Origin of the sequence: Akkermansia sp. N21116, from assembly GCF_029854705.2 — a bacterium.
GTDB lineage: Bacteria > Verrucomicrobiota > Verrucomicrobiia > Verrucomicrobiales > Akkermansiaceae > Akkermansia.
On sequence record NZ_CP139035.1, the window covers coordinates 1,092,750 to 1,116,784 of the forward strand.

At 52.9% G+C, this 24,035-nt stretch carries 24 protein-coding genes and 1 tRNA gene; 8 read left to right on the forward strand and 17 right to left on the reverse strand.

The genetic code is table 11. From position 1 onward, the window contains the following. Positions 1–15 precede the first annotated feature (15 nt). Both QET93_RS03985 and QET93_RS03990 read left to right on the forward strand, forming a co-directional pair. Entirely contained in the window at positions 16–438 is a 423-nt protein-coding gene (locus tag QET93_RS03985) for a thioesterase family protein (RefSeq protein WP_280126981.1), read from the forward strand. A gap of 83 nt (positions 439–521) precedes the next feature. Then, positions 522–597: transfer RNA gene (locus QET93_RS03990), tRNA-Lys, on the forward strand. A 109-nt stretch (positions 598–706) separates the two neighbouring features. Here QET93_RS03990 and QET93_RS03995 read toward each other — a convergent pair. Then, positions 707–1,609: a sugar phosphate isomerase/epimerase family protein gene (locus tag QET93_RS03995; protein WP_280132022.1), complete on the reverse strand. Its 903-nt coding sequence runs from the start codon at positions 1,607–1,609 to the stop codon at positions 707–709. Between the two features lie 111 nt (positions 1,610–1,720). Then, positions 1,721–4,489 (reverse strand): sugar-binding domain-containing protein, encoded by a 2,769-nt coding sequence (locus tag QET93_RS04000; protein WP_280132021.1) that lies wholly within the window; start codon positions 4,487–4,489, stop codon positions 1,721–1,723. A 194-nt stretch (positions 4,490–4,683) separates the two neighbouring features. On the opposite strand from QET93_RS04000, the gene QET93_RS04005 reads away from it, so the two are divergent. Next, complete coding sequence (locus QET93_RS04005; RefSeq protein WP_280126984.1) at positions 4,684–7,011, forward strand: glycoside hydrolase family 95-like protein; 2,328 nt, start codon at positions 4,684–4,686, stop codon at positions 7,009–7,011. A 10-nt stretch (positions 7,012–7,021) separates the two neighbouring features. Here QET93_RS04005 and QET93_RS04010 read toward each other — a convergent pair whose 3' ends face one another. The 3 genes from QET93_RS04010 to QET93_RS04020 form a co-directional block, all read right to left on the reverse strand. Then, a complete protein-coding gene (locus QET93_RS04010) occupies positions 7,022–7,972 on the reverse strand; it encodes a hypothetical protein (protein WP_280132020.1) in 951 nt (316 codons plus the stop codon). Between the two features lie 203 nt (positions 7,973–8,175). Further along, the gene (locus QET93_RS04015) at positions 8,176–9,189 is read right to left on the reverse strand and encodes a hypothetical protein (RefSeq protein WP_280132019.1); all 1,014 of its coding nucleotides are present in this window, start codon (positions 9,187–9,189) and stop codon (positions 8,176–8,178) included. A gap of 108 nt (positions 9,190–9,297) precedes the next feature. Then, positions 9,298–10,221 carry a hypothetical protein gene (locus QET93_RS04020; protein WP_280126986.1) on the reverse strand — a complete coding sequence of 308 codons (924 nt, stop codon included), beginning with the start codon at positions 10,219–10,221 and terminating at the stop codon, positions 9,298–9,300. Between the two features lie 219 nt (positions 10,222–10,440). On the opposite strand from QET93_RS04020, the gene QET93_RS04025 reads away from it, so the two are divergent. Continuing rightward, positions 10,441–11,016 carry a class I SAM-dependent methyltransferase gene (locus QET93_RS04025; RefSeq protein ID WP_280132017.1) on the forward strand — a complete coding sequence of 192 codons (576 nt, stop codon included), beginning with the start codon at positions 10,441–10,443 and terminating at the stop codon, positions 11,014–11,016. Between the two features lie 4 nt (positions 11,017–11,020). Here QET93_RS04025 and QET93_RS04030 read toward each other — a convergent pair whose 3' ends face one another. The 12 genes from QET93_RS04030 to QET93_RS04085 all read right to left on the reverse strand — a co-directional run bounded on the left by QET93_RS04030 (position 11,021) and on the right by QET93_RS04085 (position 19,694). Beyond that, positions 11,021–11,863: a phosphotransferase gene (locus QET93_RS04030; RefSeq protein ID WP_280132016.1), complete on the reverse strand. Its 843-nt coding sequence runs from the start codon at positions 11,861–11,863 to the stop codon at positions 11,021–11,023. Positions 11,864–11,881: 18 nt separating this feature from the next. Next, entirely contained in the window at positions 11,882–12,679 is a 798-nt protein-coding gene (gene map, locus QET93_RS04035; RefSeq protein WP_280126989.1) for a type I methionyl aminopeptidase, read from the reverse strand. A gap of 51 nt (positions 12,680–12,730) precedes the next feature. Then, on the reverse strand, positions 12,731–13,393 hold the full coding sequence (locus QET93_RS04040) for a nucleoside monophosphate kinase (RefSeq protein ID WP_280132015.1): 663 nt from the start codon (positions 13,391–13,393) through the stop codon (positions 12,731–12,733). A 51-nt stretch (positions 13,394–13,444) separates the two neighbouring features. Beyond that, the gene (gene secY / locus QET93_RS04045; RefSeq protein ID WP_322190114.1) at positions 13,445–14,947 is read right to left on the reverse strand and encodes a preprotein translocase subunit SecY; all 1,503 of its coding nucleotides are present in this window, start codon (positions 14,945–14,947) and stop codon (positions 13,445–13,447) included. A gap of 183 nt (positions 14,948–15,130) precedes the next feature. Next, the gene (gene rplO, locus QET93_RS04050) at positions 15,131–15,589 is read right to left on the reverse strand and encodes a 50S ribosomal protein L15 (RefSeq protein ID WP_280126992.1); all 459 of its coding nucleotides are present in this window, start codon (positions 15,587–15,589) and stop codon (positions 15,131–15,133) included. A 61-nt stretch (positions 15,590–15,650) separates the two neighbouring features. Beyond that, positions 15,651–16,337 (reverse strand): 30S ribosomal protein S5, encoded by a 687-nt coding sequence (gene rpsE, locus QET93_RS04055; RefSeq protein WP_345786060.1) that lies wholly within the window; start codon positions 16,335–16,337, stop codon positions 15,651–15,653. 22 nt (positions 16,338–16,359) lie between these two features. Next, positions 16,360–16,722 carry a 50S ribosomal protein L18 gene (rplR, locus tag QET93_RS04060; protein WP_280126993.1) on the reverse strand — a complete coding sequence of 121 codons (363 nt, stop codon included), beginning with the start codon at positions 16,720–16,722 and terminating at the stop codon, positions 16,360–16,362. Positions 16,723–16,754: 32 nt separating this feature from the next. Continuing rightward, positions 16,755–17,294, reverse strand: coding sequence for a 50S ribosomal protein L6 (gene rplF / locus QET93_RS04065; RefSeq protein WP_280126994.1), 540 nt, complete (start codon positions 17,292–17,294; stop codon positions 16,755–16,757). A gap of 22 nt (positions 17,295–17,316) precedes the next feature. Beyond that, on the reverse strand, positions 17,317–17,718 hold the full coding sequence (gene rpsH, locus QET93_RS04070) for a 30S ribosomal protein S8 (RefSeq protein ID WP_280126995.1): 402 nt from the start codon (positions 17,716–17,718) through the stop codon (positions 17,317–17,319). A gap of 35 nt (positions 17,719–17,753) precedes the next feature. Next, positions 17,754–18,311, reverse strand: a complete 558-nt coding sequence (gene rplE, locus QET93_RS04075; RefSeq protein ID WP_280126996.1) for a 50S ribosomal protein L5 — start codon at positions 18,309–18,311, stop codon at positions 17,754–17,756. 63 nt (positions 18,312–18,374) lie between these two features. Beyond that, the gene (rplX, locus tag QET93_RS04080) at positions 18,375–18,602 is read right to left on the reverse strand and encodes a 50S ribosomal protein L24 (RefSeq protein WP_280126997.1); all 228 of its coding nucleotides are present in this window, start codon (positions 18,600–18,602) and stop codon (positions 18,375–18,377) included. Between the two features lie 219 nt (positions 18,603–18,821). After that, positions 18,822–19,694 (reverse strand): NAD(+)/NADH kinase, encoded by an 873-nt coding sequence (locus QET93_RS04085; RefSeq protein WP_280132014.1) that lies wholly within the window; start codon positions 19,692–19,694, stop codon positions 18,822–18,824. A 188-nt stretch (positions 19,695–19,882) separates the two neighbouring features. Here QET93_RS04085 and ilvE point away from each other — a divergent pair, with 188 nt between their 5' ends. From ilvE to QET93_RS04105, 4 genes are all read left to right on the forward strand, one after another. Then, positions 19,883–20,752, forward strand: coding sequence for a branched-chain-amino-acid transaminase (gene ilvE / locus QET93_RS04090; RefSeq protein ID WP_280132013.1), 870 nt, complete (start codon positions 19,883–19,885; stop codon positions 20,750–20,752). Positions 20,753–20,877: 125 nt separating this feature from the next. Then, positions 20,878–23,010 carry a glycoside hydrolase family 2 TIM barrel-domain containing protein gene (locus tag QET93_RS04095; protein WP_280127000.1) on the forward strand — a complete coding sequence of 711 codons (2,133 nt, stop codon included), beginning with the start codon at positions 20,878–20,880 and terminating at the stop codon, positions 23,008–23,010. A gap of 207 nt (positions 23,011–23,217) precedes the next feature. Then, positions 23,218–23,463, forward strand: coding sequence for a hypothetical protein (locus QET93_RS04100; RefSeq protein WP_280132012.1), 246 nt, complete (start codon positions 23,218–23,220; stop codon positions 23,461–23,463). Between the two features lie 50 nt (positions 23,464–23,513). Further along, positions 23,514–24,035 (forward strand): hypothetical protein, encoded by a 522-nt coding sequence (locus QET93_RS04105; RefSeq protein WP_280132011.1) that lies wholly within the window; start codon positions 23,514–23,516, stop codon positions 24,033–24,035.

Genomic DNA, 24,035 nt, shown 5'->3' on the forward strand with positions numbered 1-24,035 from the left:
GGTCATGATGAATAGATGAACAGGGAACCTCTTAACCTGACGACGCGGAATGAAGTCATGTTTTACGATACCGACTGTGGAGGGGTCGTTCACAATCTCGCCTACCTGCGCATGATCGAAGAATGCCGGACCAAGCTGGGGAGCCTTCTTGGTATGAATTACCGTGACTTGGGGGAGGAACAAACTTTTACCGTCGTTGTCCGGCATGAGATTGATTACATCCGTCCCGGAGTCATGGGAGATACCATTGAGACCAAAGGCTGGGTTAGTGCTATGGAAAAAGCGTCCTTCTGGTGCGATTTCGAGATGAGACGAACCTCCGATGGGGCTCTGCTTGTCAAAGCTCACCAGAAACTTGCCCTTGTCCGTATGCCTGCCGGACGACCGACTCGCATCCCTGCGGAATGGCGGGAAAAGTGCGGACTGATAGACGAATGACCGGATTTTTTTTGGTTTGGAACAATTAATGCTTGCCAAATAGCCCATTCCGGTATTTATTTTCTCCCGCTTCTGGCACCAGTGCTTGGGTAGCTCAGTTGGTAGAGCAGTAGACTTTTAATCTATTGGTCCCGGGTTCGAGTCCCGGTCCAAGTACCATTTATAAAGCCCCGTCAGTCTAATGGCTGACGGGGCTTTTCCATTGTTGAGAACAAGTCGTGGTCAAGCCCGGAATAGAGGGAATGCCGATTCCGAGGCAAGCCAAATCCTAGTCTGCGTTTTTACAATCGCTTTTGATCTTTTCCCAGGATTGGATGAGGTCGATGTAGAACTGCCTCATATTGTCTTTCCACGGAGTGGTAGTGACCTCGAACATGAAGGGCCCCTGGTAGCCGTCCTCCTGAAGTTGCCGGATGAGGGGAACCCATTGAATGACTCCTTTGCCGGGGATCCAGTGGCGTTCGTTGATCCGGTCATAGTCGGAGATGTGGAGGGTGGCAATGCGCTTCCCCACGACTTTTGCGTAATGTTCCTGGTTTTCTTTCAAGAGGTGGTTGACGTCGAAGCAGTTATCGATAAAAGGATTGTCTTGGAACAGTTTCGTTGCTTCTGCGGAGTCATTGATCAGGCAGGTGCGAGGGAGGCACTCGATGGCGAGGCGTACCTGATAGTCCTTTTCAACCTGGGGAGCCAGGGTTTGCAGGGTCTTCTTCAATTGGCGGAGTTTGGCTTCCCGCTTATCGGCGGGAATAGGTTCAAAACTGGGATGCAGGATAGCCTTGTGGTAAGGACCGATGCGGCGGGCCAGTTCCAGAGAGGAGATGATGTTGGAGACGCATTTCTCGAGTTTGGCCTGATCCGTTTCCGAGGGGTCGAAGTCGGGACCGAACGGAATGTGGATTGACCAGATTTTTAAACCGGCTTGTTTGGCAGCTTTCGCGTAGGTATCGATTTGTTTACGGACGGTTGCCTGGTCGTCGATGTCGCAGGGAGTCATGTCAAGTTCCAGCCATTTGAAGCCGGCTTCCCCCGCCCAGGCAATGTTTTCTTCCAGATCCTGATTGTTTAAGGGGATAGACACGCCAGGTTCCCAGCTGGGTACGCGATCCGTTTCAGCCTGGCAGCAGAGAATGGCGGCTAGGGCAGTGATGAGTGAGCATAGAACTTTCATATGAACAGACTACGTTTGTATGTTCCAATTATTTTCACATGAATGCAAAATCCTCCCATCCAGCCTGTTTTTTCTGCCGGATGGGAGGAAAACCCAAAAGAGGAGAAGTGTTTATTTGTTGTGGAAACGGCGGGTTGTTTCGTCGTTCTTCTGGTCGGCGGGTTTGATATGGGGATCTCCGAATATGGAGTCGAGCTGGGCGATGCTTAGTTCCGAGGCAGGAGAGAAACGGTCGCTGCCGACGTATTGCCGGATGGAATGGAGTAATTGGCGCGTGGCTGGCCGTTTGTCCATGTCTTTGTCGATATCGACGCAGAAGACGAATAGTTTGCCCTTGCCGACATTGGCTTCGAAGGCAATACCGAGTTTCCTGTTGAATTCATAGGTATCGATGCTCTGGATGACAGGAGTCAGGGCACGGGCATCCGTGAGATCAAGGGCGTGGGCGTTGTTGAGGATATCCCACCACTGCCAGTCTGCGTACTTCTCCGTCGGGAATTCGGCGAAGGCTGGGTTGTCCTTGTGAATCAGTGTTCCGATAATGAAGGGATCCCATCGGAACATGATTGGATTCCAGAAAAAGCTGGAGAACTTCGTCTTGCGTCCCTTGATGTCCTTGGGTACGAGAAGGACTGTTTTACCGTCGGCGAGCGCCTGCCTGGCGGAATCGTCCCAAAAGCGGGCCAGGACGAAATTATCGGCTGTTTCCTGTTTCTGTGAGGCGGGATAAACCCAGATGTCCCACGAGTTTCGCAGGCCGTCTTCGCGGTTGACATTCAGAGTATATTTGCCGGGAGCAGCCACTCCTTCCAACGGGATGGAAAGTTTACCGATGGGATCTACCGTCGAGCAGGGCGTCTCCTTCATGTCCAGAGTGCCTTCGCGGACGGCTTTTCCGTCCTGTCCTGTGAGTTGCCAGGCAAGTTTGTTAGCTGGCAGCGGGGTATTGCCGAAGTGATAAACTTCCAGTTCCGATTCGAGCGTATCTCCCTGGGAATAGACGCGCTGGGGGATGCGGCAGAGAAGGACGCTCGGCGCACAGAATTCGCGGAATTGTTCCGGCGATATCAGCCCCTTGCTTTCCCAGAACGAGTCCAGAATGCCGACGAAAGCCGTTCCCTGGCCGGGGTAGTCGTTCAGCCCAAGCATTTGGAAGCCGCCGGATTTCGAGGAGCGCAAAAGGGCTTCCACGACTTCCTTGTATTGCAGGACGGTGTGGGCTCCCGTGGCTTCAAAGAATTCCTGTGCCTGTCCCAGCATGCCGTTGTCGGCGAGGCGTTCGCGGAAGATTTCAAAATTCCGTGGCAGGAGGACTCCCGTGTACTTTTTCATTTCGTCGAAGTTCGGGTACATACAGCGCTGTCCGGCTTCGTGGGCGATGACGGGTACGTCGAAGTCGGATTCTTTGTTGCGGTCCCACATAGTGGAAGGCTTGCCTTCGTACACGGTGATGGAACCCTTGGGGGTGACGTGGGAGGTGTAGAACTGGTCGGATGGGACGTGCTTGCGTGCCGTGGCGACGGAATAAAGGTGGCGCGAGTCATGAGCCTGTCCCTTTTTAATCAAGTCTTCCAAGACATTGTAATCGCCCATCAGTTCATTGCCGTTGCACATGAGGAGGAACGAGGGATGATTGCCGTATTCGTCCAGGATGGCATATAGTTCCTTTTCGAAAAAAGCGCGGCGGTCCGGGTGCTTGCCGATATCCCTCACCCACAGAGGGAGTTCCGCTTGGAGATAGATACCGATCTTGTCCGCGGCCTCGAATGCGGCCCGGGGCGGGCACCAGGAATGGAAGCGGGCATGATTGAGACCGTAGTCCTTAAGGGTTCGGAAAATCCTCTCCCATTCCGCCGGATCGGCGGAAGCATAACCCGTGATGGGGAAGGTAGCGTTGTCTACTGTACCGCGCAGATGGATGTCGCGCCCGTTCAATTGGACATGATGCTTGCCCTGAGCTACTTCGCGCATGCCGAAGGTGACGGTATGGGAGTCCTTTTTGCCTTCCGGGCCATTCCAGGTAACGTCGAGGTCGTAGAGATTGGGGTCGATGTCGTTCCAGAGCTTGACGGAATCTCCGAGAGCCACCGTTCGGGTGACTGTGGTCTGGTCGCTGTTGGCAGTCGTGACATCGAGCTCGTTGTTCGCGATACTGTGCCCGTCTTTATCCTTGACCGTGAATATAAGTTTGCCCTGTGCCTGCTCTTTGTCGGCATTGGAGAGCGTGGTATCGATGCGGATGGATTTGTCGGTGACGTTGGGGGAGACTTTAACCTTGTCGATGTGGAGTTTTTCCCGGGCGGTTAGCGAGATTTCCCCGACAATCCCGTTCCAGTTGGTCTGGGTGTTTTCCGTGACGGCATGGCTCCATGCCTGATCCATCGGATACTTCATCCTGTTGTCCATGCGGATGGTGATCGTGTGATTCCCCGGCGTGAGCTGTTTACCGAGCTTGAACCTGTTGGGCGTGCTAAGGCGGTCATCGGCTCCTGCCGGCTCCCCGTCGACATATACCTTCGTATCCCAGTGGCAACATTCCAACGTCAGTGTGATGTCCTTGTCTTTCCATTCTTCGGGAATGAAGACTTCCTTCTGGTACCAGGCGGGACCGACGTATTCGAACTTCCTCGTCAGGCGGTCGATGTGCCGGGCCGGATTGTCGATGCCCTTGCCTGCCTGATCCGTCGTGCCGGGAAGCTGGATCGTGTCGTTCAATTCCCGTTTGTACAGGGCGGAAACCTTGTATTGACCGTAATCGGCAATATCGAGCTGGAATTTCCAGGTACCCGACAAGTCCATTGTTGCCGGAAAGCTGGCGCCCATGGCTCCGGAAACAAAAAAGAGAGATGCCCCCATCAGGGCTGAGAGACGAGTAGACATGATAATTCTTGTACGTGAATCCGGGTAGATATCTTACAGAAAGAAACCGAAGATTGGGTTTTACATGGTGGAGGTGCAAAGAGGTATACGGAAGTGGAACAGGAAGAATGGAAGAAGAGTCCGTCTGGGGAATTCTCTGTTGACTTCATGGCATTTTGACAGTAAGTCTTACGAGTTCTTAACTCTTATCTTTTATGCAAATTTCTTCTATGATTTTGTTGACGGCATGCCTTTGCCTGTCTGCCGGAGCTTGTCCGTTGGCATGGGGTGGCGATGTGTCGGCGAATGTTTCTTCTGCGGGTGAGTCCGTGTCGGTCAGGGTTGATTGGCCCTCTTATCTGGGTGCACGTGACATGGTCTGGAAAAAGGCTCCGACAGCGTGGGACAATGCTCCTTTTCTGGGGAACGGACTTGTCGGGATGCAGGTGATGCGCGATTCAAAGAATAAAAAAATGCTTAAACTGTGCCTGGGACGCATGGATGCCCAGGAACATATGGAGATCGACGACGGCAAGGATGGTAAAAAAACGGGAGATTGGACATACCACCGCTATCGCGTGCCGATCGGGTATTTTTCCTTCGAGATGCCTGACGAAATCAAGCATTGGGACTTGAGACTGAGACTCTGGGATGCTGAACTGACCGGAACGGTGGGCACCGATGGGGGCAAATATGCTATTCGTGCCTATGTACATGCGACGGCTCCCGTCCTGGTGATGGAAATGACGCCGGAACAAGGTGCTCCTGTCCCGGTCTGGAACTGGAATCCTTTCGGGGCGGACAGTCCGCGTATGAACAGCTGGAGTAAGAATCTCTGGAAGAAGGAAGCTCCCGATTTGGAACTTGCCCGGAAAGGTGAGGCCGTCTCCCTGGCTGGAGGCATCAAGGGTTGGCGGCAGCCTTTGAGACCGAGTGGTGAAGTGGGTACGGCTTGGAAGTTTGTCTCCGGGGCCAAGGGGAAACAGACTTTGTATATCAGTATCGACCATTCTTTCCCGGGCAACACGGCAACCGCCGAGGCCTCTTCCTGCGTGGGGAAGGCCGTGGCAGCTCCTGCCGGTGTCCTCGAACAATTGCACAGGGATTGGTGGCACAAGTTTTACCCGGAAGCCTTCCTGTCGATTCCGGATAGTTACTGGGATTCTTTCTACTGGGCTCAGATGTACAAAATCGGCTCGGGGATGCGAGCGAATGGTCCGGTCCTGGATTTGCAGGGGCCGTGGACGGCTTTGGAGGTCAATTCCTGGCCGGGCGTGTGGTGGAATCTCAATGTCCAGCTGACTTATTGGCCGTGCTACACGGGTAATCGATTGGAGGCGGCCAAGTCGTTATCCAATACGCTGAAGAAGTACCGCACGAATTTGATCAACAATGTCGATGAACAGTATCGATCGGATTCGGCGGGGATCCCCCGTGCTTCCGGGCCGGATGCCAGTCAGCCGACCGGGAAACCCAATGGTGGTCCCGGCTCGAAGTCCGAGGTGGGCTCTCTTGCCTGGACGTGCCACAATCTGTTCACTCAGTACCGTATGAGCATGGATGACGCCTTCCTGAAGGATGATGTCTATCCTTTGCTGAGGCGGGCAGTCAATTACTACATCCATTTTCTGGAACAAGGGGAAGACGGTAAGCTTCACCTGCCGCCGACACTGTCGCCGGAGTACGGTATTGCCCCGGATTGCAACTATGATCTTTCCCTGTTGCGCTGGGGGTGCCAGACTCTGATCTGGACGACGGATCGCCTGAAAATCAAGGATCCCCTTTTGCCGAAGTGGAAGGAAATTCTGGCGAATCTGACAGACTACCCGCAGAATGAAAATGGCTACATGATTGGGAAAGGCGTTCCCTTCAAGCATTCCCATCGTCACTATTCCCACCTGTTCATGGCCTATCCTCTGCATATCGTCGATACGGATGATCCGGAGATGGCCAAGCTGGTCGATAAATCCGTCCGTCACTGGCACAGTCTCAAAGGAGGTTTGCAGGGCTATTCCTTCTCCGGTGGGGCAAGCTTGTATGCAACTCTCGGCTGGGGGAATGACGCTTATGAGATGCTCAATGGCCTCAAACGTTTTATCCGGCCCAATACACTGTACAAGGAAACCTTCCCGGTGATTGAAACCCCGATGTCCGGAGCGGCCTCCATCCACGATATGCTGTTGCAGAGCTGGAATGGCCTTATTAACGTGTTTCCGGCTGTTCCCGATGCCTGGGGGGACGTAGCGGTGCATCATCTGAGAGCGGAAGGCTCCTTCCTCGTCAGTGCCGTCCGCAAGGATGGCAAGACTCAGTGGGTACGGGTCGTAAGCCTGGCCGGAGAACCTCTCCGTTTGCGGGTGCATATGGACGCCGCCGCCGTGTTGTCGGGGTCCGGCAGTGCTTCTTTGAAAAAGAATGCCAAGGGCGACTGGGTGGGAATCCCTGCCAAGGGTACGGAGGTTCTGCTTGCCCTTCCCGGAGTCAAGCCGATGGTTGCTCCGGTGGCGACTCCCGAAGTCCCCAAGAACTTCGGAATGAAGTAAGGGAGGATTGCTACTTGGAGTTGGGGCTGAGAACCCTGATCCAGTTGGAAAGATCGGCTTTCAGAAAGTATATTTTGCCGTCATAAGGGAAAAGGATGCGTTCCTCTCCCTTTTCTTTTCCCTGAGTAATTTTGAAGATGAAATAGCCGCCTGCTGGCGAGGAACGGACGTATTGTCCTTGTTGTTCGATTTGTCCGTTCTTGGTTCGTGCCACCAACTCTCCTGAATTGCTGATATCATACGTTAAGATATTAGAGGCGTCTTTCCATGTCCCTTTGATGAGGGAAATGGAGGCAGTGGCTTTGCCGGGCGAGGTGTTCTTTAAGGTATCAATGTAGCTTTTGATCTGGATGCAATCGTCCAATTTTCCGGAAGCGAGTGCTTGTTTTTGGATTTTCTCAAGGGCTGTAATAAATTTTGCCGTCAATGGAGCCAATACCCGTGAACATGCCATCCGGTATTGCTTTTGTGCATCGGCCAGTTTGCCGTTGATGCCGGAAGCTTGTGTGACCCCGGCCAGGGGAGTCAGTGTTTCGACGCGAGTGTCCCGATGGCAGATCTGGGCAATGGACCCTCCTTCGACGAGTAGCCATTTACGCCTGAGGTCGCCTGTGAAGATAATAAGTTCAGGGGTGGTTTTTTCGATATCTATGTGTTCGTTGATCAGGTGAAAGTCATTTCTCGTGGGCGATTTTTGATAAAACTTCCCATCGGATGATATCTTTTCCACCCATTTGCTTGGGGTTTTCAATTCGATGTCGGCCAGTGATTGCCATGCCGGTGCGGCTGTGGTGTCCAAAGGATTGTTTTTTGCTTCTTCCAACGCTTTTTTCAGAATAATGGCATTGCTGAAATCGTTGCGGGCAATACATTCCTGCTGCAAGGAGACCAGTGTATTGAGATAAACGGTTTTAGCATCTTGTGTCCGTTGATTGCAGGCCGTTTGATAGGATTGGTACAAGCCTGCTGGAATACAGGATGGCGGGACTTGTTGCGAAAATCCATGGGGCAAACATATTGGCAGAATAAATAAAAATTTAGAAAAGAGATTCATTGCTATTATGTTGCTCCACGGATATCAGGTTTTCAAGAAGAAAGGTTTCTTCTTGAATTTGATGGACTGCAAAACAAGACTTTCATTGGATGAAGCCTGTGAAATGCCGGTTATTGGGCGCGGGGCTTAAGGACTCGAATCCAGTTGGAGAGGTTTCCTTTCAGAAAATATATTTTCCCGTCATAGGGGAAAAGGATGCGCTCTTCACCCTTTTCCTTGCCCTGGGTAATTTTAAAGAAGAAGTAATTGCCTGCAGGCGAGGATCGGACATATTGGCCTTGTTGTTCGACTTGTCCGCTTTTGGTTCGTACGGTCATGGTGCCGGAATCGTTGAAGTCGTAAGCCAGGATATTGGATGAATCCATCCACGCTCCTTTGAGACAGCTCGGGGAAGCGGAAGACGATCCGAGAGGAGAATTCTTCAGGGTATCGGTATATTGTTTGATTTTAATACAGTCATCCAGTTTTCCGTCGATAAGCGCTTGTTTCTGTATTTTCTCAAGGGCAGTGATGAACTTTGCCGTTAATGGTGCCGTTGCTCTGGCACATGACATTTGATACAACCGTTCTGCATCCGCCAGTTTACTGCCGATATCGGAGGATTGAGGAGATGCGCTTAGAGGGATCAGTTTTTCGACACACGTATCGTGATGGCAGATTTGGACAACGTCCCCGTTTTCCATCTTGAGCCATTTACGACCGAGACTGCCTGCGAAGATGACGGCTTCGGGCATGCTCTTTTCCATATCCACCTTGTCGGTCGCAGAACGATATTCTTTGTCGCTGGGGGGCCTGTGGTAAAACTGTCCATCAGAAGTAATTTTGTGAAGCCATTTGGATTCCGTTTTCAATTCGATATCGACCAGGGACTTCCACATGGACGGAGGAGGGATGTCGACAGAATTGCCCGTTCCTTGTTCCAAAGCTTTTTTCAAGAGGAGGGCATTGTCAAAGTCATTGCGAATAACGCATTCCTGTTGTAATGAAGCCAGTGTATTGAGATAGACTACTCGTGCCGCTTTTGTCCGTTGATTACATGCGGTCTGGTAGGATTGGTACAAGCTATCGGGAATGCAGGAAGGAGGAGTTTGTTGGGAAAAACATGGAATCGATAATATTGCCAAAATAAAAATGAGTTTCAATAGGGGTGTCATTATTCCGACAATGTTTCACGAGTGGTGTAATTGCAAGAGGAAATCATGATTTCCGCATATTTCATACCATGGGAACGCTTATTTGGAGCGAGGCTTGAGAATCCGGATCCAGTTTGAATAATCTCCTTTCAGCAAGAATATTTTTCCGTCATAGGGGAAGAGGATGCGTTCCTCTCCTTTCGCCTTACCCTGGATGATTTTAAAGAAGAAATAGTTACCGGCAAAAGAAGCGCGGACATATTGGCCTTGTTGCTCGATTTGTCCGTTTTGTGTTCGTACGATCATCGTACCGGAATTGTTGATATCGTAAAGAGTGCCGGAGGGATCCTCCCAGGCTCCTTTGAGGCGGCTTGGTGAGGCTGCCACTGTACCGGAGGAGGTTTTCCGCAAGGCGTCGATGTATTGTTTGATTTGGATACAGTCGTCCAGTTGTTCGTTGGCGAGCGCTTGTTTCTGTATTTTCTCAAGGGCAGTGATGAATTTTGCCGTTACCGGGGCTATTTCTCTGGCACATGAGATTTGGTACTGTTTTTGAGCTGTAACCAGTTTGTCGTTGATATCGGGATTTTGAGGACTATTACCCTTGGACATGGGAACCAGGTTTTCGACATGAGTGTCGCAGTGGAAGAGCTGGATAACGCTGCCGTCTTCCATGAGTAGCCATTTACGCCAGAGATTACTATTGAAAATGATGACGTCGGGCATGCTTTTTCCGGTGTCTACGGTATCCGATGTGGTACGGTATTCTTTTTCTCCGGGGGACATTTGAATGAATTTTCCTTCAGGAGTAATTTTTTGTTTCCAGTTGGATGCCGCTTTCAATTCGACGTCGATCATGGAAGTCCAGGAAGATCCCGATTCCGGGACGATGGGATTGTTTTTCGCCTGTTCCAGTGCTTTTTTCAAAAGGATGGCATGAGCGAAGTCATTGCGTGCGATACATTCCTGCTGTAATGAAGCGAGTGTGTTGAGATAAACCGTCCGCGCTGCTTTTGTTTTCACATGGCATGCATCCTGGTAGGCTTGGCACAATTTAGCGGGAATACAAGCCGGCGGAGCTTGTTGGGAAAAGCAGGGAAATGTACCTACAACCGCAATTAATGCGATTTCATGCAAGTATTTCATCGTTTAATAGTGCTCTACGGATTATGAAATTTCAAGAGGAAAGCACCTCGTTATGATGCTGCTTGCAGGAATGGGCGGATCGTTTTACAAGTGGGCATGGATACGTCAGTTTGTTCTCGGCCTCTGAATTGCGCTCAGGCGTGGATTGCAGGCATTGTACGGAAAGGAGACCGCGTTGTGGATGCAACGGCGGGGAATGGACACGATACACTGTTCTTGGCGCATTTGGTGGGAGAAGAGGGAAGCGTAGATGTATTCGATATCCAGCAGGAGGCTTTGACTGCTACGGAGAAACGCCTGCGAGAGGCAGGGTGCCTGTACCGGGGGGTACATTTTCATGCGGAGTCGCATGCGCGAATGCGGGAGTTCGTTGCTCCCGGGATTCGTGCGGCGATGTTTAATCTGGGTTATTTGCCCGGTGGAGACAAGAGCGTCGTCACGTGTATGGAGGATACGCTTCCGGCGCTGGAGGCGACTCGGGATTTGTTGGAGCCGGGAGGGGTTTTAACCGTCGTCTGCTATCCCGGTCATGAAGGCGGAGATACAGAGGCATCTTGTGTTTCGGAATGGATGAAGACCCTTGACCCGCATGAATGGCGGGTGGCGGAGTTGTCCCACTGGAACGCTCCGGGGAAAGCTCCCTTTCTGCTTGCCGGGTTTCGGTTGAGGTAGGGTATTATAGCCCGGAAAGGCTGATGTGGTGGACGGAAGGCCAATCGGGCGGCATTTCCAGAAAGTTCTGTGCTGCTGCGAGCAGGGTTGGATTCCCTGATTGGAGAGCGATTGCCGCATAGCGGATAGGATATGTGGCGAGCAGGAGGGCGATGTGTTCATCCATGCGTGGCCAGGTGTGCCCGCCATGATGGCGGTAGACATCAAGGAGCCGTTTCAGGCTTGCAGTTCCATATCCCATGAGATGGAAGAAAAAATCTTCCCCGGGATTTCCGGTTCGGCAGGATGCCCAATCCAGGATCGCGGTGATTTCCCCGTTTTGTACCAGGATATTGCCTTCATGCAGGTCGCCGTGGATGAGGGTTGTGTACGGTGCCCACGTGTTTCCTTCCAGCAGACAGTGCGCTGTATTGGCAAGATGACCGGGCAGTGTGAAGGCAGCGTGTACGGTTTCAAGCATGGAAGCAAGAGACGTGCAGGGATCTGTGGCTTGGGGCAGCGGCAGGGAATTCGGATCCAGGTTGTGAAGCTTGGCGAGCAGACTGCCCAGTGAGGTTTCATAGGAAATCAGAGCTGAGTTGTCTTTCTGCGGGTTTGGTGGATTTCCGGGAAGAAGTGGATAGGAAAAAAGTCCGTCCGGGCTTTCCTGCAGGCAAGGGATGGCGACATCCAATTGGACAGAAAGCGAAGAAGCCAGAGAACACAGCCTTCGCAGAATAAGTCGGGTTTCGGAAGTTTCCGCGCGTTTGACGACGCGGTGCCTGTCTTTCTCAATCCATGTGGTACAGCCGGGGGCAAAAGTCGGCTGGATTTGTGCGGAGGATGACGTGGACCCGTGACGGCTCATGCCGGAACAGGGAGGGCGTTACAGGGTGATGCCGAGTTGCTCCGGAAGAGCAATCCTCGGGCGTTCCGTCAGGATGAGCGGTGCTCCGTCCGTGATGGCGATCGTATGTTCGAAATGGGCGGAAGGCTTGCCGTCTGCCGTGATGACTGTCCAGCCATCGTTCAGAATGCGGACTGATGGACGGCCCAGATTGACCATCGGTTCAATGGCGATGACCATACCGGGTTTCAAGCGCGGAGTTTTCCACGTAGGGCGGTAATTGGGGACTTGAGGCTCTTCGTGCATGCTGCGTCCGACACCGTGGCCGACGAAATCCCGGACGACGGAGAAGTGGCGGGGGCGTACAAAGGCCTCGACGGCGGCGCACACGTCAGCGAGCGGAACGCCCGGACGAGCGCAGTCAATAGCTCGGAAAAGAGATTCTTCCGTAGCGGCCAGAAGTTTGAGTACTTCGGGATCAACCATCCCAACGGGAACAGTCATGGCATTGTCGCCAACCCAGCCGTCCACGATCGTGCCGACATCCAGGCTGACAACGTCACCGTTTTCAATGCGGCGGTCCCCGCCGATTCCATGAACGACTTCTTCGTTGACGGAGATGCAGATCTGACCGGGATAGCCGCGATAACCGAAAAAGGCATTTTTACATCCTTCCCGGCGGAAAAGTTCGGCAGCGATCTGGTCGATCTCACGCGTTGTGCGTCCCGGCTGGATCTCTGCTCCCAGGTCCATCAGGATACGTGCAGCTACTTCACCGGCTTTCTTGAGCTTGGCAACTTCGCCCGGCGATTTGAGAATGATCTTGTGGCTGGACATGAGAGGTGGAGGAGGATGGGGATTGATGGGACGGAAGCTCCGGATGCAGGATCAGTCCTTGCTTTCCGCGTAGACATTCAGTTTCTCGGAAAGTTCACGGGAAACGTCGCAGGCTTCGCGTTCTTCCGTGACCGAGATTTTCACGACAAGGCCGCGGGATTCGTAGTAGCGGGCGACGGGAAGCGTCATGGATTCGAAGTCTTTCCAGCGTTTGGCGAAAGCGTCGATGTTGTCATCCTTGCGCGTTGTCATGGTTCCTCCGCACTTGGGGCAGATTTCCAAAGTACTGTTCTGAACGACAAAGTTGCAGGACGAACATTCGCGGCGCTGGAGGATGCGCTGCTCGATCAATTTGCGGGAAACATCCATCCAAACGACAACATCGATTCCCAGTCCGCGCTGGGAAAGGAAATTGTCGAGCGTTTCCGCTTGGGCAACAGTACGGGGATATCCGTCGAGGATCCAAGAGGAATCGTCGGCATCGGCGAGCCAGGTACGAACGATGTCGTTGACAACTTCGTCAGGGACGAGCTTGGCCTGCTCCATATAGCTTTGAGCTCTCCTTCCCAAAGCCGTACAATTTTCGATTTCCCGGCGCAACAGGGCTCCCGTACTTAAAGTCTCCAGTCGGAACGTGTCGGACAGGTATCTGCCTTGAGTGCCTTTTCCCGATGCGGGACCGCCAACCAAAATGAATCTCTTGAGTTTTTTCATTATGAAAAGGGGGGAGTGAGGGGAGAAATCCAGGGACGGGATTGACCCATGTTAGAATTTTGTAAATACGTAGGCGGCAATGGCTCCTCCCAGAAGAACGATTGCGATGACGACCCAGATGATAGTTACGGTCGTGCTGTTGGCAGCTTCGCCCGTACCCTGCAGGTGGTTGTATTTACCGCGGATCTTACCTTTTTTAAGGAACCCGTCGTAGTTGCGCTGCAACAGAGTTGTTTCGACCTGACGCATGGCGTCAAGCAGAACACCGACGAGAATCAGAAGGCTGGTACCGCCGAAGAACTGGGCAACGATCGGGTTAAGAGCCCCGGATGCCTGAAGCATGGAGGGAACAAAGAAGATAAGGGTCAGAAACAGGGAGCCGGCAAACGTCAATCTCTGCATTGTTTGATCCAGAAAAATGGCCGTGGGAGGGCCGGGGCGGATACCGGGGATGTAGCCGCCGTTACGCTTGAGATCTTCTGCAATCTGGGAAGGCTGGAACATGGTAGCTACCCAGAAGTAGGAGAAGAAGAAGATCATGAAGGCTGAAATGATGTAGTAGGGGTAGCCGTTCGGACTCATCCAGTTGTTGATAAGCATGGCAATCCAGCTGGAAGGCCAGATCTGCATGATCAAAAGCTGGGGCAGGGACATGATGGCCGTGGCGAAAATGACGGGCATCACGCCGGAGTAGTTCAACTTCAACGGCAGGTACTGCGTCGGGGCATTGAACATCTTGTTTCCGTTTCCGGCAACGCGCTTGGCGTACTGGACGGCAATGCGGCGCTGCGCTTGTGTAACGGTGACGACTAGTGCGATGACGACGATCAGGAAGGCAATGAGTGCTACCAGGGCCAGAGCTCCGGTGGGGTTGATTTGGTTGGGACTTGGATGGACGAGTGTTTTCCAAGCCAGGGTCAAGGCACCGGGCAGGGAGTGGATGATGTTGACGCAGATGATCAGGGAGACACCGTTGCCGATGCCCTTTTCCGTAATCTGGTCACCGATCCACATCAGGAACATGGTGCCGGCCACAATCGTCAGAATCGTGGAAATGACGAACATCGGTCCGGGGAACATGACCAGGTCACCGAATTTGTCAATGCCGGAGAGGAAGTTCAAACGTTCCGGGTGTTCCAGAGAGACGACGAGGAACCACCCCTGGACGATGGCGATGCCAATGGCGATGCCGCGCGTCCACTTCGTCATTTTCTGGCGTCCGCCTTCTTCGCGCACCATCTTGCTCCATTGCGGCACGACGGCCGTGAGGAGCTGGGTCATAATAGAGGCGGAGATGTACGGCATGATCCCCAATGCGAAAATACCGAGCTGCTGGAGGCCGCCACCGGAAAAGATCGTCAGCACGGAGGCAAGACCTCCTATGCCGCTTTCATCCGAGGACTGGTGCTCGATCCACTGCTGCAGGACTTCGACATTAACGCCGGGCAGCGGAAGATGGACACCGAGACGGACGATGATAATCATCGCCAGTGTGAACAAGATCCGGTTGCGCAGCTCCGGAACTTTCATTGAATTCGCAAATGCGGAGATCATATATAATAGGGTATGTGAGAAAATTGACGTGCAGCTGCATCTTGCGTGAACCTCCGCAATGCCCTCAGGCAGTCTGGGCAATTGTTGACACTCCCCGGAGGGAGAAGAGGATCTTGAACGCGCATCAACGAACCGGGCGGAGCTGCGTCACACCCGGTTCGCGGAAGAATTTCATCACCCGGATCAGGCTTCGCTCAGAACGGTGAGAGTACCACCGGCCTGGGTGACCTTTTCGCGGGCGGAAGCGCTGACGAAATCAACGGTGACGTTGAGTTTCTTGGTCAGTTCGCCATTGCCAAGAAGTTTGACGGCGTCGCAGTTCCCCTGGACGAGGCCAACGGAACGCAGCGTGTTTTCGTCGACAATTTCACCGGCTTCGAAGAACTTGTCGAGCTGGGAAACGTTGACGGCGACGATAGTGTCACGGAAACGCTTGTTGCTGAATCCCTTCTTGGGAAGACGGCGGTGAAGGGGCATCTGACCGCCTTCGAATCCCGGACGGATGGTACCGCCGGAACGTGCTTTCTGGCCCTTGTTGCCCTTGCCGCAGGTTTTGCCGAGGCCGGAGCTTTCACCGTTGCCGAGGCGCTTTTTGCGGTGCTTGGCTCCGGGATTGGGCTTAATCGAATGAAGTTTAAGCATCTGTCTAAAATGATAGGTTGATGGTGAAATAGGGAGGAACCGGAGCTCCTCCCTTCAAGGATTAGATGGCCTTTTCCTTCTTCAAACCGCGCTGGGAAAGAACCTGGTCGCTCGTACGCAGGGAAGCGAGGGCATTCAGGGTGGCTTTCACGACGTTGGCGTGATTGGAGGAACCGAGGGACTTGGCGATGATATCGCGGACACCGGCAGCTTCAAGGACGGCACGGACGGTGTTGCCGGCGATCAATCCGGTACCGGGGGAGGCAGGCTTCAGCAGAACTTTGCCGCCGCCGAATTCCGTGTATACTTCATGCGGGATGGTGCCGTCGACGATAGCAACAGGGCGCAGGGCACGTTTGGCGCTTTCCGTAGCTTTGCGGATGGCGTCGGCTACTTCGTTGGCCTTGCCGAATCCGTAGCCGACGCGGCCTTCCTGGTCGCCACTCACAACGAGGGCGGAGAAGGAGAAGCGACGACCACCTTTGACGACCTTGGCGCAACGGTTGATGAAGACAACCTTTTCCATGAGCTGGGGGCCTTCTTCTTCTGGAACCTCGGCTTGGGGACCACGGCGTCCGTCACGACGGGGACCGCCTTCGCGGCGGGGACCACGGGGACCGCGGGGGCCACCGGGGAAGTTACCGTTACCACGGCCACGGGGAGCTCTGGTGGAAGCGGGCTGCTGGGTTTCAGCGGGAGCGGACGCTTCGGGAGTTGCCGGTACGGAGTTTTCCGTTTCGTTATTCATTGTTGGGGAATCTTTCTCTCAATTAGAATTTCAAACCAGCTTCACGGGCGGCGTCGGCCAAAGCCTTAACCTTGCCATGGAAGGAGAAACCACCGCGGTCGAAAACGACTTCAGTGATGTTGGCAGCCTTGGCGCGTTCGGCAACGAGGGTACCGACTTTCGTGGCGGTATCGCTGTTGGCGAGTTTAGCGGGAGAGGCGATGGAAGCATCAGCCGTTGAGGCGGAGCAGAGGGTGACGCCCTTCACGTCGTCGATGATTTGAGCATAGACGTGACGGTTGGAGAAGTGAACAGCCAAACGGGGACGGGAAGCGGTACCGGTAACCTTTCTGCGGATGCGGCGATGGATCCTTTCGCGGATGGCCTTGCGATTGATAGTACTCATATTCTGTGAGTTTAATGCAAATTGTTAGCGAATTACTTGCCGACGCTCTTACCTTCCTTGCGGCGGATGATTTCACCGGCATAACGGACACCTTTACCCTTGTAGGGTTCCGGCGGATAGTAGGCGCGCACTTCGGCGGCGAACTGTCCGACTACCTGCTTGTCGACACCTTCCACCTTGACCTTGGTGTTGTCGGTCACGGTGACCGTCAATCCTTGGGGAATGGGGTGGTTGATGGGGTGGGATTTACCGAGGTTGAGGTCGAGGATGTTACCCTTGACAGCGGCACGGAAACCGACGCCGATGATTTCAAGGTCCTTGACGAAGCCCTGGCTGACGCCCGTGACCATGTTGCTGATCAGGGAACGGCTGGTGCCGTGGAGGGCGCGGTGCTTGCGGCTTTCGCTCGCACGGGAAACGGTCAGTTCCGTTCCTTCAAGCGTAGCGGTGATACCTTCGGGAAGTTCCCAGGAAAGCTTTCCCTTGGGACCATCGACGTTGATGGTGGAACCGTCGATCTTCACCGTTACCTTGTCCGGCACAATGATGGATTTTTTACCAACTCGAGACATTGTTCGTGTAAAGTTTCAGGGTTTACCAAACGAGGGCGATGAGTTCACCGCCGTAGTTCTGCTTGCGAGCCTGCGCACCGGTCATCATTCCGTGAGAGGTGGAGACGATGGCGATACCGAGTCCGCTGAGGACGCGGGGAACTTCAGAAGAGGCGATGTATTGGCGGCGTCCGGGCTTGGAGCAGCGCTTGACGTCCGTAAGAACAGGTTTGCCCTGTTCCGTGAACTTCGTCTTCACCTTGATTTCTTTCTGGATGCCTTCACCTACGATTTCGTAGTTCCAGATGTAGCCTTCTTCCTTGAGGATGCGGGCGATTTCAGCCTTGATCTTCGAGAAGGGAGCGGAGAATTCCTCTTTGCGGGCGTTGCTCGCATTCTTGAGGCGGGTGAGGAAATCCGAGATGGGGTCAGTAATAACGGCCATTTGATGAAAAAAGTTAAGCGTTCGCGTTATGTTTCTCAGGCCTTCTTCTGTTCGCGGAAGGGCACGCCCAGTTCGCGGAGGAGATCACGACCTTCTTCGTCCGTATTGGCGGACGTCACAAAAATGATGTCGAAGCCGATCTGGCGCTTGATCTGATCCAGTTCGATTTCAGGGAAAATGGACTGGTCGGAGATACCGACGGCATAGTTGCCGCGACCGTCGAAGGACTTGGCGGAAAGGCCGCGGAAGTCGCGAATGTTCGGCGAGGTGATATTGATGAAGCGGTCCAGGAATTCCCACATGCGGGTTCCGCGCAGTGTGACGCGGGCGCCGAGGACTTCCCCTTCGCGCACTTTGAAGTTGGCGACGCTCTTGCGGGCGTAGGTCATGGCCGGCTTTTGACCGGTGATTTTGGCAATTTCATTGACGGCATCCTCGACTGCTTGCTTGCGGTCGGGTTGTTTGCCCATGCAGGAAGTCACCACGATCTTTTCCAACTTGGGGATCTGGTGGACGTTTGCGTAGGCGTGCTTCGCTTGAAGTGCCGGAGCAACTTTTTCGCGGTAGTATGTCTGTAACGTTGGTGTACTCATTGTTTTAGCGGGTCAGCTCTAATGATCGTTTTGTTAACGGCTTAAGCGCAGGGTAGGCATTGCCTAGCCAACCTTCTTCACATTGGAGATATGAATTGGGGCGTCGATCTCTTGAATGCCGCCTTCGGGGTTCTGTTCGGTCGGGCGCACAGCTTTTTTGGCTTTGCGGGCGCCTTCTACGATGACAGTTCCCTTGGCTGCGTTCACCGAGAGAACGGTGCCGCGCTTGCCCTTGTGGTCGCGTCCGGCGATGATTTCTACTTCGTCGCCTTTTTTCACGTGGGTCTTCATGGTTCTGTGTATTACGCAGTTGCGTGGTTTTTGATGCCGCCAAACAATATGGCGGGGCGCAAACCCTACTACGGCTCAGGGGTTTTCGTCAAGCCCGCATTCGTTTTTTTCAAATTTTTCCGTTTCCGGGACCCCTTGAGGCATAAAATTTTAGATTGCGGAGGGATCGAGTATCCCTTCGTTTTCGATTGGGAATATTGCCTGAATTTCTCCGGAGCGTCATGCCTGGTCCCAGGGGAGTTCTGCTCCCTGCCAGCGTAGTTTGGCGCGGAGAAGCTGGCCGAAGTTGTAACCCGGCATGTGGACGAGGAGGAGTTTTTCCTCCGCTTTGCGAATGACGAGGTGTTCTCCGACATCAATGCTTTGGGTGTCGCGCCCGTCGGCAGAATATTGCATGGAATCCGCTCTTCCCCGGCGTGCCCTGGGCCGAAGGCGGATGGTTGCCTGGTCGGGAAGGACGACAGAACGGTTGGTCAGGCTGTGCGGACAGATCGGAGTCACGCAGAAAACGGAGGATTCCGGCCAGATGAGCGGACCTCCTGCGGAAAGCGAGTAGGCGGAAGAGCCTGTCGGCGTGGCTACGAGGATGCCGTCGGCGTGATAGCGGTTCAGAAGGCGGCCGTCGACTTCGGCGTCCAGATCGACCATTTTCCCGGTCTGATTTCTGGTGAGAGTGATTTCGTTGAGAGCCAGTTTGCGCTGGCTGCGGGGCTCTCCATTTTCTCCGACGGGGTAGGTTTCCAGCATGGTGCGTGCTTCCACGGAACACGTCCCGTCGGCCAGGGATTGGACCAGTGCATCGATTTCGTGAACGGAAATTGTCGTCAGGAATCCGAGGCGCCCCAGATTGACTCCGGCCATCGGGATGTCGAGCATGGCCGCCTTGGAGGCGGCGGACAGCATGGTGCCGTCTCCCCCGAATGTAATGATCAGGTCCGTTCCGGCGGCATCTTCTTCGAAGGATTTGCGACTACGGATGGAAATGACGCGGATACTGCGGCTTTGGAAAGCCTTGCGGGCGGCTTTGATGGCTTCCGGGACACCCGGTTTGTCGGCGGGTGCGATCAAGCCGACACATTGGGGAACGAACATGTCTCGCTATATACACAACCAGAGGGAAAACTCAACCCCGCATTCGGCGGAATATCCGGTGAATGGTCATTTTTTCTCCTCCGGAACCGCTGAAATGTCAGGAAATAATAAGGAATCGAACTTATTCCTTTTATTTCTCGAAGTGTCGATTAAAATACTCCGGCATTAATTTTGTTATTTCCTGCATTATGAAAATTTGGCTAGACGGCAAACTGGTTGACGAAACGGAAGCGAAGCTCTCCGTGTTCGATCATGGCACTCTTTACGGCGACGGCATTTTCGAAGGCATCCGTTTTTACAATGGCCGGGTCTTCCGTCTGGAGGATCATATCGTCCGCTTGTTTGATTCGGCCCGGTATCTTCTTCTGGATATACCCTATGCCTTTGACGAAATCATCCACGCTACCTGCGAAACCGTAGCGGCTTCCGGTCTGTCGGACGGCTATATCCGCCTGGTGGTGACACGCGGCGTCGGCAATCTCGGGTTGAGTCCTTTCAACTGCAAGAATGCGTCGGTGTACATTATTGCCGACAAGATCGCCTTGTACGATCCCTCCGTGTATGAAAACGGATTGGCTCTCATCACCAGTTCCGTGCGCCGCAACCGTCCGGACATGGTCTGTCCGCAAGTGAAGTCGCTCAACTACCTCAATAACATCCTGGCCAAGATGGAAGCCGTGCGGATGGGTGTTGCCGAGGCCCTCATGCTCAATGAAGCCGGCAATGTCGCCGAATGCACGGGCGACAACATTTTCATCGTGAAAAACGGCACTGTCTTTACTCCGCCCGTGACCGACGGTGCGCTGGACGGTATTACCCGCCGCGTCGTTCTTGAAATCTGCAACGAACTCGGCATTCCCGCCGAGGAACGTACGATGAACCGTTACACCGTTACCTGCGCGGACGAATGCTTCCTGACGGGTACTGCCGCCGAATGCGTGCCGGTGACGAAGATGGACGGTTATGTGATCGGCTCCGGCAAAATCGGTCCTGTGACGGCCCGGTTGCTGGCCCGCTTCAAGGAACTGACTGCTACGACGGGTACTCCCGTTGCATAAAAAGGCTTCTTCTCTCCCTGAACCGGTCCCGGGAGCGTGTCTCCCTGACGTGCCCGTGGCCTTATTGCGAGTGGCAGTCGGTATTTGCCCGCCGATCCTGCCTCTCGCTATCCCCCCATACGACCATGCACATCAGAACCACGTTCTATAAACTGCTCTCGGCAGTAGTCCTGCTTTCCGCCTGCGCCCTGGCGCGCGAGGTGTCTTCTTTCAACGACGGATGGGCCTTCAAAAAAGGCCCGTTTCCGGAATCTCTCAAGCCGGATGCCAAGGAATTGGCCGATGGCTGGGAGGCCGTCGAGATCCCGCATACCTGGAATGCCCAGGACATGCAGACCGTAAAAAACAAGTTCTACCAAGGCAACGCCTATTATAAGAAAAACTTCAACCCCGGTACCGACCTGGACGGCAAGCGCGTCTTTCTCCGCTTCCAGGGCATCGGTTCCGTGGCGGACGTTTTTGTCAACAAGCAATTTGCCGGTAATCACAAAGGAGCCTATTCCGCCTTTGCCGTCGAAATTACCGACCTGATCAAGCCGGGGCAGGACAACGAGATTCTCGTTAAGGCCGACAACAAGGCCCGCCCCGACGTTATTCCTGTCAACCACACTCTCTTTGGTGTGTATGGAGGCATGTATCGTCCTGTGGAATTGATCGTGACGGACAAGCTCAACATTTCCGTGCTCGATTACGCCTCTCCCGGAGTTTACCTGCGCCAGCGCAACGTTACCCCGGAATCCGCCGACGTTACCGCTAAGGTGAAGCTTGAAAACAAGTACCCGGAAGCCAAAAAAATCACGCTCCGTACGACGATTTACGAAGCGGACGGCAAGACGGTGAAGGCTAGCAAGGAAAGTCCGGTTGAAGTGTTGCCCCAGGGCCGCCAGATCTTCGAACAAGAGTTCAAAATCGAAAAACCGCATCTCTGGCAGGGACAGGACGATCCCTATATTTACGAGGTGGTTACTCAGCTCGTCGATGGCGACAAAGTGGTCGATGAACAGACCCAGCCTCTCGGACTCCGCCACTTCGAATTAAAAGCCGGCGACGGCATGTACCTCAACGGTAAAAAAGTGCCGATGTACGGCGTGTGCCGTCACCAGGACTGGTTTGGCCTCGGCAGTGCCCTGAAGGACGAAAACCATGATGCCGATCTCGAAGTCATCAAGGAGATCGGAGCTACGACAATCCGTTTCGCCCACTACCAGCAGGCGGAACGCATCTACTCCCAGTGCGACAAGATGGGTTTCATCATCTGGGCGGAGATCCCGTTCGTCAATACGACGACTACTCAGGAACGCGACAATGCCAGGCAGCAGCTCACGGAGCTGATCCGCCAGAACTACAACCACCCGTCCATCTATGTCTGGGGGCTTCATAACGAAGTGTACAACCCGGCCAATTATGTACGTTCCACGACGATGGAGCTCAACGACCTTGCCAAGACGGAGGATCCGGACCGCTACACCGTTTCGGTGAATGGTTTCGGCAAGATGGATCACGCGGTCAATCTCAATGCCGACATCCAGGGCATGAACCGTTATTTCGGCTGGTACGAAGGCCGTATCAACGGCATTGAAGCCTGGGCGGACGGTCTTGCCAAAAAATTCCCCGGCTACAAGGCCATGCTTGCGGAATACGGTGCGGAAGCCAATGTGGACCAGCATGATGAAGACACGGGAGATTTCGGCGAATTCTTCGGACAGTTCTACCCGGAGGAATTTGCGACCAAGTTCCATGAGATTCAGTGGGGAGTGATTGCCAAACACCCTTGTCTCCTGGCTTCCTATATCTGGAACACCTTCGACTTTGCCACGCCCGTGCAGATGCAGGGTGGTGTCCCTGCGCGCAACATGAAGGGACTAGTGACCTTCGACCGTACGATCAAGAAGGATCCCTTCTACTGGTACAAAGCCAATTGGAGCAAGGAACCCGTCCTTTACATCACCCAGCGGCGTGCGGTGGAACGCACGCACCAGAAGACGCCCGTTACCGTCTATTCCAATGTCGGGGAGCCGGAACTCTTCGTCAACGGCAAGAAAATGGCCTCTCCGCGTCAGGGAACGACGGATGTTCATTTCATCTTCGACGACATTATACTCCGCGAAGGCGACAACGAAATCATGGCCCGCGTTTCCAAGGACGGCAAGTCCTACGAAGACCAGTTTGTCTGGACCTACGACAAGAAAAACGAAGGTAAAATCCGCGGAGGCAAGAAAGCCAAGCAAGTCCGCGAGAAAGAACACGGCGGCCTCTAAGGCCCCAATCCTCTGACCATTTTTCGCTTTTTTTTCATTCTCCAGCTCGTGTTCGTTTAGCGACGCGAGCTGGAGAATTTTTTGTGCCGGTAGACACGCGATCAATCAATTCTGGGTGATTCGATCCGGGAGAAAGAATGAACGTTTCATCCTAATGTCCAAAATTGGAATAATCATAAAAAATGTTGCATTTTTTTATTTTTGGATATGATGACAGATGCTATGAATTACCGCTTGGTCATGATGTGGTGTTTTGTGGGCGCCATAATACTGGGGATCGTTCAATTCGCTATGGCTGTGAGTTGTTTTATGTTGAAACCTTTCATGGCGGGAAAAGCCTCTTTGATTGAGAATGGCTTCTATGAGATCGGATCTTCCTGTCGGGGAGGTAATCCTAGTGAAAATACTGTTCATTTTCTGTTGGTAAATATTATAAATATCGCCAAGCAATGATCCGGAGTATGATGATATTATTTTTGAAGTAACTATAAAAATAGATGGAGATGAAAAAAGTAATTGTATCCTTGTTGTTTCTGATAATTTTAGTTTTATTTGTTTTGTTGCCAAGTAGTAATCATAAAACAGATATTTATCCGGCTATATCAGATAGTTGCAAAATTGTATCTTATTATGATGGAGATGTTTTTGCCGGAGAGTTTAATGTTGCAATTTATTCGTACTTTAATGAATCAAAGAAAGAGTTTTCTCCTCCTGTATTTTTTGTTCATGGACCGTCGGAATATTTCTTTTCGGTCAATTCTACTTTGCCGACATCAAAAGGATATATCAAAGATAAATTTATTTTCAAATCAAGTGTTTTTGATCCTAAAATATTTCCTGTAGATGGACATCTAAAAACAGTATGTGACGATCTTGGCGGTATTTATTATACTAAAGAGTATCGTTTGGTTTATGATGTTGTTGCAAAATACGTTGATTATGGAAAAGACAATTTATATATATCTGACTACCATATGCCGGGAATGAAGAAAATAATATTGAAATATAAAAGGAAAACAAATTAA